This is a genomic window from Domibacillus enclensis, assembly GCF_900156125.1.
Classification (GTDB): Bacteria; Bacillota; Bacilli; order Bacillales; family Domibacillaceae; genus Domibacillus; species Domibacillus enclensis.
Map to the genome: position 1 here is coordinate 313,239 of NZ_FTLX01000003.1, position 15,884 is coordinate 329,122.

A 15,884-nucleotide genomic window follows, 5' to 3' on the forward strand; every position below is an offset into this window, starting at 1 on the left:
AGATGGAAATTGCATGATAACTCTCTTCGAAAGAGTGGGCCGCCCCCACTCTTTCGTGTTTGTTGCGGGGATGTTCCGAAACAAATTCTTTCATGCGGGAGGATAAACATGAGTAAAATTATTGAAACGGTCGAGCACATTGCCGCACCTATTATTGAAGACTTGAATCTCGAATTGGTTGAAGTAGAGTACGTAAAAGAAGGTAAAAATTGGTTTTTGAGGGTGTATATCGACAAAGAAGGCGGCATTGATATTGAAGAATGTGCCGTTGTGAGTGAAAAGGTCAGCGAGCAGCTTGATGCACTTGATCCCGACCCGATTCCACATAACTACTTTCTGGAAGTTTCATCGCCTGGTGCGGAACGTCCATTAAAAAAGCAGGAAGATTTCGAACGCGCCGTCGGCAAGCACGTGAATGTAAAGCTGTATGAGCCGCTCGAAGGCGAAAAAATGTATGAAGGCACTCTTCTTTCCTTTGAGGAGGATGAACTGACAGTCGAATACATGATCAAAACACGAAAAAAACAAATCTCCATTCCGCTAGAAAAAGTGGCAAAAGCGCGTCTCGCTGTCACATTTTAAAAAAATTTAATAAGATATGAATGTAAGGAGGCTTTTCAGCCAATGAGCTCAGAATTATACGATGCCCTTCTTTATCTTGAAAAAGAAAAGGGTATTGAACGCAACCTACTAATTGAAGCAATCGAAGCGGCTCTTGTATCTGCTTATAAACGCAACTTTAACCAGGCACAAAATGTCCGTGTTGACTTGAACCTTGAAGGCGGCTCGATGCGTGTATTTGCGCGCAAGGAAGTGGTGGATGAAGTATTTGATTCCCGGCTTGAGCTTGCCCTTGCGGATGCGGTGCAGGTGAATCCGGCGTATGAAATCGGTGATGTTGTGGAAATGGAAGTCACACCGAAGGACTTCGGCCGCATCGCTGCTCAGGCAGCCAAGCAGGTTGTGACGCAGCGTGTACGTGAAGCTGAGCGCGGTATTATTTATTCCGAGTTTATCGACCGTGAAGAAGATATTATGACCGGTATCGTCCAGCGCCAGGATTCCCGCTTTATATACGTCAGCCTTGGGAAAATCGAGGCATTGCTGCCGCAGGCGGAACAAATGGCGAATGAAACCTACAAGCCCCATGACCGCATTAAAGTCTTTATTACCAAGGTCGAACGGACAACAAAGGGCCCGCAAATTTACGTATCCCGCACACATCCAGGTTTGCTGAAGCGTTTATTTGAGATCGAAGTGCCTGAAATCTTCGACGGCACAGTGGAAATCCGCTCCGTTTCACGTGAAGCAGGCGACCGTTCAAAAATTTCCGTTCATGCTGAAAATCCTGAAGTAGATCCGATTGGCGCATGTGTTGGACCAAAAGGAAACCGGGTGCAGGCGATTGTCAACGAATTAAAAGGCGAAAAAATTGATATCGTTGAATGGTCCGAAGACCCAGTGGTTTTTGTCGCGAATGCATTAAGCCCGGCGAAGGTGCTGGAAGTAAACGTAGATGAAGAAAACAAAGCAACAACCGTCATTGTGCCTGATTATCAATTATCACTCGCAATCGGAAAACGCGGTCAAAATGCGCGTCTGGCTGCCAAGCTGACCGGCTGGAAAATTGACATTAAAAGCGAAACGGATGCCCGGGAAGCCGGTTTGTATCCAGGAGCAAACACAGTGCAGGATGATGAGATCGAATCATCGGATGCCAGCGATAACCTTGAAGATTTCTTTTCGGAAGAAATTGAATAAGGAGGCCCTTCACAATGCCGATACCTAAAAAGATTCCGCTTCGAAAATGTGCGGCAACCGGTGAAATGAAGCCGAAAAAAGAAATGATCCGCATCGTCCGTTCAAAAGAAGGCGACGTTTCTGTTGATCCAACAGGCAAAAAAGCTGGACGCGGGACGTATGTTTCCAAAACGAAGGAAGCAGTCGAAGCAGCAAAAAAGAAAAATGTTCTGGCAAGGCAGCTGAGTGCGGAAGTACCGGCATCGATTTACGATGAACTGCTGGAAATCGTGTTGAAAGGCGAAAGCTAATATGACGGTTTATCCATGGGCATCGTTTCTGGGGCTGGCCAACCGTGCCGGAAAGCTGATTACCGGAGAAGAAATGACAGTAAAAGAAATACAGCGCGGAAATGCAAAGCTTATTCTTTTATCAGAAGATGCATCACGCAATACGGAAAAGAAAATAACGGATAAAGCATCTTTTTACAAGGTGCCGGTGTGCCGCGTGGAAAATCGCGAAATACTCGGACAGGCAATTGGCAAGGAATCACGTGTCGTTGTCGCTGTGGTAGACACCGGATTTGCTAAAAAGTTAAAAACGCTTATCGACGGGGAATGACAGAAACCAATCTGTCATGACAAGGAGGCTGTTTACATTTGAATAATAAACCAACAAATCAACAATCAAGCACAAATAAACCAGCAGGAAACCGCGGACCGGCAAAGCCAAAGCCAACCGGTTCAAAACCAGGCCAGCAAAAGCAGGGTCAGGGCGGTGCACGTGGCGGTTCAAGACCAGGCTCACGCGGCATCAATGGCGGCCCGCGCGGCAAAGGCCGTTCAGGTCAGCGTAAAGGCGCACCAAAGCAGCCGATTCCAGTGAAAAAGAAAGAAATTCCAGAAAAAATCGTTTTTTCTGGCTCGTTAACGGTTGCTGAACTAGCGAAGAAAATGAACGTTGAGCCATCTGATGTGATTAAAAAGCTCTTTATGCTTGGCGTCATGGCCACAATCAATCAAGAGCTTGACAAAGATGCGATTGAACTCGTAGCCAGCGAGTTTAATGTAGAAGTTGAAGAAGAGATCTTAATTGATAAAGCGGACCTGGAAACGTATTTTGAAGAAGAAGACACGGATGGCAATGTAATTGAACGTCCGGCTGTTGTGACGATTATGGGTCACGTCGATCACGGGAAAACAACATTGCTTGATTCGGTCCGTAACACGAAGGTCACTGAAGGAGAAGCCGGCGGTATCACACAGCATATCGGTGCATACCAGGCAGAAACAAACGGAAAGAAAATCACCTTCCTTGATACACCAGGACATGCTGCGTTTACAACAATGCGTGCCCGTGGAGCAAAAGTGACGGATATTACGATTCTTGTTGTCGCTGCAGATGATGGTGTTATGCCGCAGACAGTTGAAGCGATCAACCACGCCAAAGCTGCAGAAGTGCCAATTATCGTAGCGGTGAATAAAATTGACAAGCCGGGCGCCAATCCGGATCGTGTGATGCAGGAACTGACGGAACATGGACTTGTACCTGAAGCATGGGGCGGCGAAACCATTTTCGTGCCAATGTCTGCAAAGCATGGCGAAGGAATTGACACACTGCTTGAAATGATTCTTCTTGTAGCAGAAGTAGAAGAATTAAAAGCAGATCCGAAGCGTAAAGCAATGGGGACGGTTATTGAAGCCGAGCTTGATAAAGGCCGCGGTTCTGTTGCGACATTGCTCGTGCAAAATGGAACATTAAATGTGGGCGATCCAATTGTAGTTGGGAACACATTTGGCCGCGTACGTGCCATGGTCAACGACATTGGCCGCCGTGTAAAAACAGCAGGTCCATCAACACCGGTTGAAATTACAGGCTTAAGCGATGTGCCACTCGCCGGCGACCGTTTTGTTGTATTCGAAGATGAGAAAACAGCTCGTCAAATCGGGGAATCCCGTGCACAGGATGCCCTTCAGGCGCAGCGCAGCGAGAAAACAAAGGTAAGCCTTGATAACTTGTTTGAACACATGAAGCAAGGGGAAATGAAAGACTTAAACATCGTCTTAAAAGCAGACGTACAAGGGTCTGTTGAAGCTGTTGCTGCAGCTCTTCAGAAAATTGAAGTCGAAGGCGTAAATGTCAAGATTATTCATACAGGCGCTGGAGCGATCACGGAGTCCGATATTATTTTGGCATCCGCTTCTAATGCGATTGTCATCGGCTTTAACGTTCGTCCTGATGTGAATGCAAAACGCACAGCGGAAGCAGAAGAAGTTGAAGTACGTCTGCACCGTATTATTTACAAGGTCATTGAAGAGATTGAAGCGGCGATGAAAGGAATGCTTGATCCGGAATTTGAAGAAAAAATTATCGGACAGGCTGAAGTGCGCCAAACATTTAAAGTGTCTAAAATCGGCACCATTGCGGGAAGCTATGTAACAGAAGGCAAAATCACGCGTGATTCAGGCGTTCGATTGATTCGTGACGGCATCGTGATCTTCGAAGGTGAAGTAGATGCACTGAAACGCTTTAAAGATGATGCAAAAGAAGTTGCGCAAGGGTACGAGTGCGGAATTACAGTTCGCGGCTTTAACGATGTAAAAGAAGGCGACATCATTGAAGCGTTCATCGAACAGGAAATCGAGCGCAAGTAACCTTCGCCCCAAGGAGTGAAAAGGATGTCAATGCGTTCGAATCGTGTTGCAGAGCAAATGAAAAAAGAATTAACGGAGATCTTAAGCCGTAAAGTAAAAGATCCCCGTATCGGGTTTTTGACCGTGACGGATGTAGAGGTGACGGGCGACTTACAGCAGGCGACTGTGTACATTACAGTGCTTGGCGGTGAAGAAGAACGGGAAGGGACATTAAAGGCCCTCGCGAAAGCAAAAGGGTTTATCCGTTCAGAGCTCGGTACGCGAATCCGTCTCCGTAAAACACCGGAGCTGATGTTTGAATTCGACGAGTCGGTTGCCTATGGCAATAAAATCGACACGCTCTTAAGAGAACTGAAAGATTCAGATCCATCATAATGAAAAAGCGCCTTACAAAGCGGCGGAGCGATTCCGCTGCTTGAAAAGGCGCTTTTTTCTTTACGACGACATGGACAGGAGGAAAACGGCATGAATGGCATTTTGCCGCTTTGGAAAGAAAAAGGCATGACCTCGCATGATTGTGTATTTAAAGCGAGAAAAATATTACGAACAAAAAAAGTCGGGCACACGGGGACTCTTGATCCCGATGTAGAAGGCGTACTGCCCTTATGCATTGGACATGCAACGAGGCTGGCAGAATACATTACAGACAGCGGAAAGACGTACGTGGCAGAGGTGGCGATTGGGACGTCGACAGAAACCGAGGATGCCTCTGGAGCGGTCCTTGATCAAAAAAAGGTGGAGAAACCTATTTCTGAGACTAGCTTGCAGGACGTGCTGAACAGCTTAATAGGTGACATCGAACAAACACCGCCCATGTATTCGGCGGTGAAAGTGAACGGCCGCCGTTTGTACGAATACGCCCGGGCCGGCGAAACAGTCGAACGCCCATCCAGAATAGTCTCGATTTATCAACTCGAACAAATCAGCGAGATGGAATACAAAAACGGTGAAGTGCGCTTTTCTATTCGGGTCGTATGCGGAAAAGGAACGTATATCCGAACGCTTGCTGTGATGATCGGCGAAAAACTCGGCTATCCTGCTCACATGTCCAAGCTTGTGCGGACAGAATCGGGCGGCTTTACACAAAAGGACTGCGTGACACTTGGTGAAATGGCCGACTTACTGCCGGAATCCATGTTGAAGCCAGTAGAGACGGCGATTTCTCATTTGCCGAAGTGGCATGTCCATGATAAAGTAGCTGTAATGATTCAAAATGGAGCTGTACTTGAGATGCCGGCTGATTGGCCCTTACAGGCGCAGGAGGCTGCTGTGTTTTTAAACGGGTCTTTTTTAGCTATTTACCGGATTCATCCTGAGAAGGAAGGGAAAATCAAGCCGGTTAAAGTCATGCCACAATGATAGAAGGACAGGTGTGAACATATGGAAGTGATGATGCTTCGCCATCCGCACAATTATAAAAAAGAAGAATTCGAGCCAATGGCCCTTGCACTTGGTTTTTTTGACGGTGTGCACAAAGGCCATCAGCAGGTGATGCTGTCAGCGAAAAAAACAGCAGAAGAAAAGGGATGGAAAAGTGCGGTGATGACATTTGACCCGCACCCATCGGTTGTTCTTGGCCGGAAGCACCGGCACATCCGTCATATCACACCGCTTGAAGAAAAAAAGCGGCTGATTCAGGAGATGGGAATCGACTATTTGTTTATCGTCCGGTTTACATCTGACTTTGCTGCGCTTGAGCCGCAGCAATTTGTTGATCAGTTCATCATCGGCTTAAATGCCCGGCATGTGACAGCCGGCTTTGATTATACATACGGCCGTCTCGGCAAAGGAACAATGGACACACTTATGTTTCATTCCCGCGGTGAGTTCACCTATACAGCTGTTCAAAAGCTTGCGATTGATCAGGAAAAGGTCAGCTCAACCAAAATAAGAGAGCTGCTGTCAGAAGGTCTTGTCCGTGATGCATCGGATCTGTTAGGCCGTCCATACCGCCTGCATGGAACGATTATTCACGGAGATAAGCGCGGACGGAAAATCGGCTTTCCGACGGCTAACATCGAACCGGCGGATGATTACTTTTTGCCGATGACAGGTGTATACGCTGTGAAAATCCGTGTGCAGGATGAATGGCACGAAGGTGTGTGCAATGTAGGGTATCGTCCCACGTTTAAAAGCCCGGACGAGCCGGTTTTATCCATCGAGGTGCATATTTTTCACTACTCAGGAGATATTTATGGGGAAGAGGTCGAAGTGGACTGGTTTATCCGGCTGCGCGGCGAGCAAAAGTTTAACGGAATAGAAGAATTAACCGCGCAGATTGAACGAGACAAACAAGCAGCTGTCCAATTCTTCGACAGCAAACGTCTTGACGGAAAGAGCTAAGTTTCGTATAATAAACAGTGCTTGACATTTTGAACCGCTGCTCGGCATTGCGATTCTCCAACGCATGCTCGGCCGTCGGGGATGAAACACATTTAAAGGAGGAAATACAAAATGGCATTATCACAAGAACGCAAAAACGAACTAATTCAGGAGTACAGAACACACGAAAGCGACACTGGTTCTCCAGAAGTGCAAATCGCTGTATTAACTGAACAAATCAACACGCTGAATGACCACTTACGTACGCATAAAAAAGATCACCATTCACGTCGTGGTCTATTGAAAATGGTCGGCCGCCGTCGTAACTTGCTTTCATACCTTCGTAACAAGGATGTAGCTCGTTACCGCGAGTTGATCCAAAAACTTGGCTTACGCCGGTAATTCACGATAAAGCGGGATTTTTCCCGCTTTTTTGTTAGGAAAAAAACGTATATGTAAATAACTTTTGAAATAAAGAGAGGTGCAACTAAATGGAACAAGGAAAGCAAACATTTTCCATTGACTGGGCAGGACGCGAACTTACAGTAGAAGTTGGCCAAATCGCCAAACAAGCAAACGGTTCAGCTCTTATCCGCTATGGCGATACGGTTGTTCTAAGCGCTGCAACGGCGTCAAAGGAACCGAAAGCCGTGGATTTTTTCCCGTTAACGGTGAACTACGAAGAGCGTTTGTACGCTGCAGGTAAAATCCCAGGCGGATTCATCAAGCGTGAAGGCCGCCCGAGTGAAAAAGCAACGCTTGCAAGCCGGTTAATTGACCGCCCTATTCGTCCGCTTTTCCCAGATGGCTTCCGCAACGAAATTCAAGTGATCAGCATGGTCATGAGTGTCGATCAAAATTGTTCTTCTGAAATGGCTGCCATGTTCGGTTCATCACTTGCACTATCCGTATCTGATATTCCATTTGACGGACCGATTGCCGGTGTAAACGTTGGCCGTATCAATGGAGAATTTGTCATCAATCCAAATGTTGATCAAATCGAGCAAAGTGATATTGATTTAACGGTTGCCGGTACAAAAGAAGCCATTAACATGGTGGAAGCGGCAGCAAACGAAGTACCGGAAGACATCATGCTTGAAGCGATCATGTTCGGTCATGAAGAAATCAAGCGCTTGATTGCCTTCCAGGAAGAAATTGTTGCAGCAATGGGCAAAGAAAAACGTGAAGTGGCTCTTTACGAAAACGACAAAGTGCTGGAAGCGAAAATCCGTGCGATGTGCGAGGCGGACATGAAGCAAGCGATTCAAACTGCTGAAAAACATGCGCGTGAAGAAGCCATCACCGAAGTGAAAAACGCGGTGAAAGAAGCACTCGTGTCGGAAGGCGAAGAAGAATCACTTGGTGAAGCATCCGCCATTCTAGATAAAATGGTGAAAGAAGAAGTTCGCCGTTTAATTACAGTAGAAAAAATCCGTCCGGACGGCCGTAAAATCGACGAAATCCGTCCGTTGGCGTCTGAAACAACACTCCTTCCGCGTACGCACGGATCTGCGATGTTTACACGCGGACAAACACAAGTGTTGAGCATTGCAACGCTTGGTGCGCTGGGCGACGTTCAAATTTTGGACGGACTCGGTACAGAAGAATCAAAACGGTTTATGCACCATTACAATTTCCCTTCATTCAGTGTAGGAGAAACACGCCCTCTGCGGGCACCGGGACGCCGCGAAATCGGACACGGGGCACTTGGAGAACGGGCGCTTTATCCAATCATTCCAGATGAGAAGGATTTCCCGTATACAATTCGTCTTGTATCAGAAGTGCTGGAATCTAACGGTTCCTCTTCTCAGGCAAGCATTTGTGCGAGCACAATGGCAATGATGGACGCAGGTGTGCCGATTAAAGCGCCAGTAGCGGGCATCGCAATGGGCCTTGTGAAAACAGGCGAGCACTACACTGTTTTATCTGACATTCAAGGCATGGAAGACCACCTGGGCGACATGGACTTTAAAGTGGCGGGTACGGCAAAAGGTGTAACAGCCCTGCAAATGGATATTAAAATCGATGGCTTAAGCCGCCAGATTTTAGAAGAAGCGCTTCAGCAGGCGAAAGAAGGCAGAATGCATATTCTTGAGCACATGCTGTCAGTGATTGATACGCCACGGACAGAACTATCTGCGTATGCGCCGAAAATTATGACAATGACGATTAATCCGGATAAAATCCGTGATGTCATCGGACCGAGTGGCAAACAAATCAATAAAATTATTGAAGAAACGAACGTTAAAATCGACATTGAACAGGATGGAACGGTCTTTATTTCATCTATTCATCAAGAAGACAACGAACGTGCCAAGAAAATTATTGAAGACATCGTCCGCGAGGTTCAAGTAGGAGAGCTGTACATGGGCAAAGTGAAACGGATTGAAAAATTCGGTGCCTTTGTTGAATTGTTCAAAGGAAAAGACGGACTTGTCCATATTTCTGAACTGGCGGAAGAGCGGGTTGGAAAAGTGGAAGACGTCTTGAAAATGGGCGATGAGTTCCTGGTGAAAGTCATCGCGATCGACAACCAGGGCCGTGTGAACGTATCAAGAAAAGCGGTCTTAAAAGAACAGCGTGAAAAAGAAGAAGCAGCAAAACAACAGTAAGAAGCTTGAAACAAAAGGTTTTGAATAGAAGAGGAAGCCGAACGTTCATGCGAAATATCGCAGGCGTTCGGCTTTCTTTTTTTGATCTTGAATTTTTTTAACAGGTAGCAATGCGTGCGGAAGTGTGGTATTGTTATTCATTGATATTATCATATGACAACGAGACGAAACAGAAATTAGGGGGATATGATTACGTTGATAAAACGATTTACTTGTAAGAATGGTGTGACGATTGTAACGGAGGAAATGTCGACTGTACGTTCAGCGGCCATCGGAATATGGATTGCCACAGGCTCACGCGACGAATCTCCAGCGTTAAACGGTGTGTCACACTTTCTTGAGCATATGTTTTTTAAAGGAACCGATACATTAAGTGCAAAAGAAATTGCAGAAAGCTTTGACAGCATTGGCGGTCAGGTTAATGCGTTTACGTCTAAAGAATATACGTGCTATTATGCCAAAGTGCTCGATAACCATGCAGATCATGCATTAAATGTCCTCGCCGATATGTTTTTTCATTCTAAATTTGATACAGACGAGCTTGAAAAAGAGCGTAACGTCATTTTAGAAGAAATTAAAATGTATGAGGACGCGCCGGACGATATTGTCCACGATCTATTGAGCAGTGCTGCCTACGGCAATCATCCGCTCGGGTTGCCTATTTTAGGGACAGAAAAAACACTGGCCGGTTTTACCCGTGATACATTAAAAGAATATATGTACAACATGTATACACCGGACCGGGTCGTCATTTCTATCGCCGGCAATATTACAGAGGATATTGTGAAAAAAGCGGAAGCGCTGTTCGGTGAATACGAAGGCGGCAAAGCACCGGTAATGGAGCCTGTTTCTGATTTCCGATATGAAAAAAAATCACGGTCAAAAGAAACAGAGCAGGCTCACCTGTGCCTTGGCTATGAAGGCATTTCGATTGGCGATAAAGATATTTACAATTTGATTGTGATGAATAATATAATCGGCGGAAGCATGTCGAGCCGGTTGTTCCAGGAAGTGCGTGAGGAGCGCGGGCTAGCCTACTCCGTTTATTCTTATCACTCCTCGTATAAGGACACAGGCCTCATTACGTTTTACGGAGGAACGGGCGCGGAGCAGCTGGATGAATTGTACGCAACGATCATTGAATCCATCGAGCTTGTGAAAAAAGAAGGACTGACCCAAAAAGAGCTGCACAACAGCAAAGAGCAGCTAAAGGGCAGCTTAATGCTCAGCCTGGAAAGTACGAACAGCCGGATGAGCCGAAACGGCAAAAATGAGCTTCTTCTGAAGCGCCACCGCACACTGGATGAAGTCGTTTCATTAATCGATGGAGTGACAAAAGAACGCGTGGACGAGCTGGCAGTGGAGCTGTTCGACAAACCATTCTCAGCCTCACTCATCAGCCCTGACGGCAAATGGCCTCAATCTGCAGGTTTGAATTAATCATGAAAGGAATTCGCTTAAAGCGGATTCCTTTTTTCACGAAATCAAAACGCACAGCGGACTGACGAATTCCATACTATAAAAAGAATACGCCGCAATTGGAGGAGATGAGTTCATGAATGCATTCATTTTTGGCGGGGATGCCAGACAGATCGAAGTAAGCCGCCAATTGATGGAACGCGGCTTCCATGTGTTTATGGCAGGATTTGACCAAAAAGCGAACGATCTTGCCGGAGCGAAAATGATTCAATTGGAGGATGTATCGATCTCAGCCATGAATTTGTTTATTTTGCCCGTATCGGGTGTGAAAAATGGCGGGCTGGTGGATGCCACTTTCTCATCGGAACCGCTTTTTTTAACAAAAGAGCTGGTGGACTCACTCAGTGACGACTGCATCGTCATTAGCGGGATTGCCACACCGGCACTGAAAAAGCTCGTTAAGCGAGAAGTATTGTACTTGTTTGACCGGGAAGACGCAGCTGTTTTAAATTCCATACCGACCGCGGAAGGAACGCTTATGCTTGCTATGCAGAAAACGGATCATACGATTCATGGCTCCAATGTGATCGTCATTGGCCTGGGCAGAGTGGGGGTAACGACCGCCCGCTTGTTTCACCAAACAGGCGCCACTGTACAAGTGGCTGTTAGAGAAACCGGAAAGTACGCTCGAGCAAAAGAAATGGGCTTGAAGCCGATTTATATGGATCAGCTGCCGAAAGCGGTAAAGGAAGCCGATGTTGTGATTAATACGGTGCCCGCTCCGGTTTTAACAAAAGAAGTGCTCATTCCGATGAAGTCAGAGGCTCTCATCATTGACCTTGCCTCAGAGCCGGGTGGAACGGATTTTCACATGGCAAAACAATTGAATATTCAAACGGTTCATGCACTCGGGCTGCCGGGGAAAATTGCCCCGAAGACAGCTGGCGAGATTATTGCCCATGTGTTGGTGGATGCAGTAGAGGAATGGAGAAAAGAAAGGGGATTGTAAGGAGTGGAGCAATTTTTGGCAGGACGGCGGATTGGATTAGGCTTAACCGGTTCCCATTGTACATTTGAAGAGGTCGTGCCCATTGTCGAACGCATGAAAAAACTAGGAGCAGATGTCGTGCCCGTTGCTACGCAAACTGTGCAAAAGGAAGCCAGTCGTTTTGGTGCGGCAGGTGAGTGGCTGAAAAAAGTAGAAGAAGCAGCTGGGAGAAAAGCGATTTCAACGATTCAGGATGCCGAGCCGCTAGGGCCTAAAATTCCAGTGGACTGCATGGTCATCGCGCCGATGACAGGCAATTCCATCAGCAAGCTGGCAAACGCCGCAACGGATTCTCCTGTTTTAATGGCAGCAAAAGCCACGCTCCGCAATGGCTGCCCAGTGGTTCTCGCGATCTCGACAAACGATGCGCTCGGACTAAACAGTCATAATGTCACAAAATTGTTGAATACGAAAAATATTTACTTTGTTCCATTTGGCCAGGATGATCCGGTCAAAAAGCCTAATTCACTCGTTGCATTCATGGAGTTAATCCCTGAAACCGTCGCACAGGCCCTTTTGCATAAGCAGATTCAGCCACTGCTGCGGGAATATCCATCCGTTCATGGATAAATAACTGCTTTTTTCAGCCGCAGCTGATTTTCTTCTTTTCATCGCCCTTTATTGTGTTAAAATAATGCTATTATGAGTATAGAGATACTTTTTTCAACATTCACCTTTATTCGACAATGTATCTTTATGCAAAAAGATGAACTTTTTATTCTGGAAGGGGAAGATTTACATGAGTAACAAAGGTTTTCGCGTGGCCGTCGTTGGTGCGACGGGAGCGGTCGGGCAGCAAATGTTAAAAACGCTGGAAGAGCGCAATTTCCCGATAAAGGCATTGTCGCTTCTTTCATCCGCCCGTTCAGCGGGAAAAACCGTTTCTTTTAGAGGCGAGAACGTAACGATTCAAGAAGCGAAGCCGGAAAGCTTTGAAGGGATTGACATTGCACTGTTTTCAGCAGGAGGCAGTGTGTCAGAAGCACTTGCGCCTGAAGCAGCAAAACGCGGGGCCATTGTCATTGACAACACAAGTGCATTCCGTATGCATCCGGACGTGCCGCTCGTCGTTCCAGAAGTGAACAAAGAAGATTTGCGCACGCACAGCGGCATCATCGCCAATCCGAACTGCTCAACGATTCAGATGCTTGTGGCGCTAGAGCCGATCCGTAAAGCGTACGGCTTGAAAAAAGTCATTGTATCCACCTATCAGGCGGTTTCAGGTGCGGGTGCCAAAGCGGTGGAAGAGCTGTATGAGCAAACAAAAGCGATCGTGAACAACGAACCGTTTGAACCGAAAATTTTGCCGGTCGGCGGCGATAAAAAACATTATCAAATCGCCTTTAACGCGATTCCGCAAATTGATAAATTTCAAGACAACGGCTTCACATACGAAGAAATGAAAATGATTAACGAAACAAAGAAAATTATGCATATGGAAGACCTGCCAGTGGCAGCGACATGTGTCCGTCTTCCGGTTGCAACAGGACACTCCGAATCACTGTATATCGAAACGGAAAAAGGCGGCTTAACAGCAGCAGATATTCAAGCGCTGCTGAAAGACGCGCCAGGTGTTGTTCTTCAGGATAATCCATCTGAACAACTTTATCCGATGCCGGCTGATTGTGTCGGTAAAAATGATACATTTGTCGGACGGATTCGCAAAGATCTTGATACAGATAACGGTTTCCATATGTGGGTTGTTTCTGATAACCTGTTAAAAGGAGCAGCCTGGAATTCTGTGCAGATTGCTGAAACGTTAATCGAGATGGGAATTGTCACAGAAAAATAAACCGGCTGCAACGTTAATCGAGAAAGCCAGGTGTATAGAGTGAAGATCATCGTTCAGAAATTTGGCGGTACATCCGTCCGGGATGAACAGTCAAGACTGAGTGCGCTCGTTCATGTTCAGCGCGCAGTACGTGAAGGATATAAAGTCGTCGTTGTCGTATCCGCAATGGGGCGAAAGGGCGATCCGTATGCAACGGATACGCTTCTTTCGCTTGCCGGAAGCGGGGGCGGCGCGTTAACAAAGCGTGAAACCGATTTGCTTTTGTCCACAGGGGAGCTTATTTCAACGCTCGTTTTTTCAGCCATGCTGAAGGAAAATGGCTTAAAGGCGGTGGCTCTGACAGGCGGGCAAGCTGGTTTTATGACCGATCACGACCATATGAATGCGAAAATTATCGAAATGAAGCCGGCCAGACTGCTAAACGAGCTTGAAACAAGTGACGTAGCAGTGGTTGCCGGCTTTCAAGGCATGTCGAAATCGGGTGAAGTGACGACATTGGGCCGTGGAGGCAGTGATACATCGGCTGCAGCACTTGGAGCCGCTCTTCAAGCCGAATTCATCGATATTTTTACCGATGTAAACGGCATTATGACGGCTGATCCAAGAATTGCACAAAATGCCCGTCCTTTGTCGGTGGTGACGTATACAGAAGTGTGCAATATGGCGTATCAGGGGGCAAAAGTGATTCATCCCCGTGCTGTTGAAATTGCGATGCAGTCAAAAGTGCCTTTGCGCATCCGTTCGACGTATACGGATGAAACAGGTACCCTTGTTACCTCTTCACCAGATGACAACCGCGGTTCAGATGCCCGTGACCGGCTTGTGACCGGAATTGCTCATGTAACCGGCATTACACGGATTCGCGTTCAAACAAATGAACAGGCTCACATTTTTCAATTAATGGCTGGTGAAGGCATCAGCGTTGATTTTATCAATATTTCAGAAGACCGTGTAACGTATACGGTCCGTGATGGCGATGCGGACAAAGCAAAAAAGCGTTTAGAAGAAAGCGGCTATACGCCGATCCTGGAGCCTGACTGTGCAAAGGTGTCGGTTGTCGGCGCGGGCATGACAGGTGTACCGGGTGTCACGTCTAAAATTGTGTCGGCGCTCGCAGCATGCGGCATAAACATCATGCAGTCGGCAGACAGCCATACGACGATCTGGGTCCTCGTAAAGGAAGAACAGATGCCGGCTGCTGTCAACGCTTTGCACGATGCATTTTTACTACCACAAATCAATGAATAACAGGCTGAATAGATTTAGGAAGCCGGAATTAGGAGGCGATTGCATATGATTTCTTTCGGCCGGTTGTCGACGGCAATGGTCACGCCGTTTGACTCAAAAGGAAATATTGATTTCAATAAAACCACACAGCTGATCGAACATTTAATTCAAACGGGAACGGATTCTCTCGTTATTGCAGGTACAACAGGCGAATCACCAACGCTTACATCAGAAGAGAAAGTTGCCCTTTTTCGTCATACAGTGAAGGTTGTAGGCGGACGTATTCCGGTTATCGCGGGAACAGGCAGCAATGACACACGCGCGTCCATTGAGCTGACTAAAAAAGCAGAGGCTGAAGGCGTCGACGCTATTATGCTGGTGGCTCCGTATTACAATAAGCCAAGTCAGGAAGGATTGTTTCAGCATTTTAAAGCCATTGCTGAAGCCACTAAGCTGCCGGTGATGATTTACAATATCCCGGGGCGGACGTCTATCTTGATTGATCCAAAAACAACGATTCGGCTGGCCAATGAAGTGCCGAATATAATGTCTACAAAAGAAGCAAGCGGAAGCATTGATATTATTACTGAAATCGTCGCCAATACGGAAGATGATTTTCTCGTATACAGCGGTGATGACGGACTGACACTGCCCATTTTGTCAGTAGGCGGCACAGGCATTATTTCTGTCGCTTCGCACGTGGCAGGGAATGAAATGAAGGAAATGGTCAACGCCTTTTTGAATGGAGATGTTCAAAAAGCAGCGGCTATTCATCAGGAGCTTCTTCCGCTGTTCCGCGGCTTGTTTGCAGCGCCGAACCCGGTGCCGGTAAAAACAGCTCTGCAGATGAAAGGACTCGATGTCGGCGGTGTCCGTCTCCCTCTCATTCCGTTAACAGAAGAAGAACGAACGACTCTTTCAACCCTTCTTTAATCAAATAGATCAAGCCGTTTTTTTGCAGCTGTTTTTGCAAAAAAACGGCTTTTTTTAGATAGTATTGGCTTTCATTTTCTCCATCGCTTATAATAGACGTAATGTGTGGAACGGGCTTTTTAAATGTTTAGGAGGAA

The 15,884-nt window shown here is 46.7% G+C and carries 16 protein-coding genes; all 16 read left to right on the top strand.

Annotated elements, in window-relative coordinates:
* Positions 1-108 precede the first annotated feature (108 nt).
* Complete coding sequence (gene rimP / locus BW952_RS08320) at positions 109-582, top strand: ribosome maturation factor RimP (protein WP_045850002.1); 474 nt, start codon at positions 109-111, stop codon at positions 580-582.
* A 42-nt stretch (positions 583-624) separates the two neighbouring features.
* A complete protein-coding gene (gene nusA / locus BW952_RS08325; RefSeq protein ID WP_045850001.1) occupies positions 625-1,761 on the top strand; it encodes a transcription termination factor NusA in 1,137 nt (378 codons plus the stop codon).
* Positions 1,762-1,775: 14 nt separating this feature from the next.
* Positions 1,776-2,051: an RNase P modulator RnpM gene (gene rnpM, locus BW952_RS08330; RefSeq protein WP_045850000.1), complete on the top strand. Its 276-nt coding sequence runs from the start codon at positions 1,776-1,778 to the stop codon at positions 2,049-2,051.
* A gap of 1 nt (position 2,052) precedes the next feature.
* Complete coding sequence (locus tag BW952_RS08335) at positions 2,053-2,361, top strand: YlxQ family RNA-binding protein (RefSeq protein WP_045849999.1); 309 nt, start codon at positions 2,053-2,055, stop codon at positions 2,359-2,361.
* 38 nt (positions 2,362-2,399) lie between these two features.
* Complete coding sequence (gene infB, locus BW952_RS08340; protein WP_045849998.1) at positions 2,400-4,394, top strand: translation initiation factor IF-2; 1,995 nt, start codon at positions 2,400-2,402, stop codon at positions 4,392-4,394.
* A gap of 24 nt (positions 4,395-4,418) precedes the next feature.
* Entirely contained in the window at positions 4,419-4,769 is a 351-nt protein-coding gene (rbfA, locus tag BW952_RS08345) for a 30S ribosome-binding factor RbfA (protein WP_045849997.1), read from the top strand.
* A 90-nt stretch (positions 4,770-4,859) separates the two neighbouring features.
* Complete coding sequence (truB, locus tag BW952_RS08350; protein WP_045849996.1) at positions 4,860-5,753, top strand: tRNA pseudouridine(55) synthase TruB; 894 nt, start codon at positions 4,860-4,862, stop codon at positions 5,751-5,753.
* Positions 5,754-5,774: 21 nt separating this feature from the next.
* Positions 5,775-6,737 carry a bifunctional riboflavin kinase/FAD synthetase gene (ribF, locus tag BW952_RS08355; protein WP_045849995.1) on the top strand — a complete coding sequence of 321 codons (963 nt, stop codon included), beginning with the start codon at positions 5,775-5,777 and terminating at the stop codon, positions 6,735-6,737.
* A gap of 111 nt (positions 6,738-6,848) precedes the next feature.
* On the top strand, positions 6,849-7,118 hold the full coding sequence (gene rpsO, locus BW952_RS08360; RefSeq protein ID WP_018392393.1) for a 30S ribosomal protein S15: 270 nt from the start codon (positions 6,849-6,851) through the stop codon (positions 7,116-7,118).
* Positions 7,119-7,207: 89 nt separating this feature from the next.
* Positions 7,208-9,328 (top strand): polyribonucleotide nucleotidyltransferase, encoded by a 2,121-nt coding sequence (gene pnp, locus BW952_RS08365; RefSeq protein WP_045849994.1) that lies wholly within the window; start codon positions 7,208-7,210, stop codon positions 9,326-9,328.
* Positions 9,329-9,523: 195 nt separating this feature from the next.
* Positions 9,524-10,768, top strand: a complete 1,245-nt coding sequence (locus BW952_RS08370; protein WP_045850071.1) for a M16 family metallopeptidase — start codon at positions 9,524-9,526, stop codon at positions 10,766-10,768.
* A 115-nt stretch (positions 10,769-10,883) separates the two neighbouring features.
* Positions 10,884-11,756 carry a dipicolinate synthase subunit DpsA gene (dpsA, locus tag BW952_RS08375; RefSeq protein WP_045849993.1) on the top strand — a complete coding sequence of 291 codons (873 nt, stop codon included), beginning with the start codon at positions 10,884-10,886 and terminating at the stop codon, positions 11,754-11,756.
* A gap of 15 nt (positions 11,757-11,771) precedes the next feature.
* A complete protein-coding gene (locus tag BW952_RS08380) occupies positions 11,772-12,365 on the top strand; it encodes a dipicolinate synthase subunit B (RefSeq protein WP_045850070.1) in 594 nt (197 codons plus the stop codon).
* A gap of 169 nt (positions 12,366-12,534) precedes the next feature.
* A complete protein-coding gene (asd, locus tag BW952_RS08385) occupies positions 12,535-13,587 on the top strand; it encodes an aspartate-semialdehyde dehydrogenase (RefSeq protein ID WP_045849992.1) in 1,053 nt (350 codons plus the stop codon).
* A 39-nt stretch (positions 13,588-13,626) separates the two neighbouring features.
* Positions 13,627-14,835, top strand: coding sequence for an aspartate kinase (gene dapG / locus BW952_RS08390; RefSeq protein WP_045849991.1), 1,209 nt, complete (start codon positions 13,627-13,629; stop codon positions 14,833-14,835).
* A 45-nt stretch (positions 14,836-14,880) separates the two neighbouring features.
* Positions 14,881-15,747, top strand: a complete 867-nt coding sequence (dapA, locus tag BW952_RS08395) for a 4-hydroxy-tetrahydrodipicolinate synthase (protein ID WP_045849990.1) — start codon at positions 14,881-14,883, stop codon at positions 15,745-15,747.
* Positions 15,748-15,884: the final 137 nt, after the last annotated feature.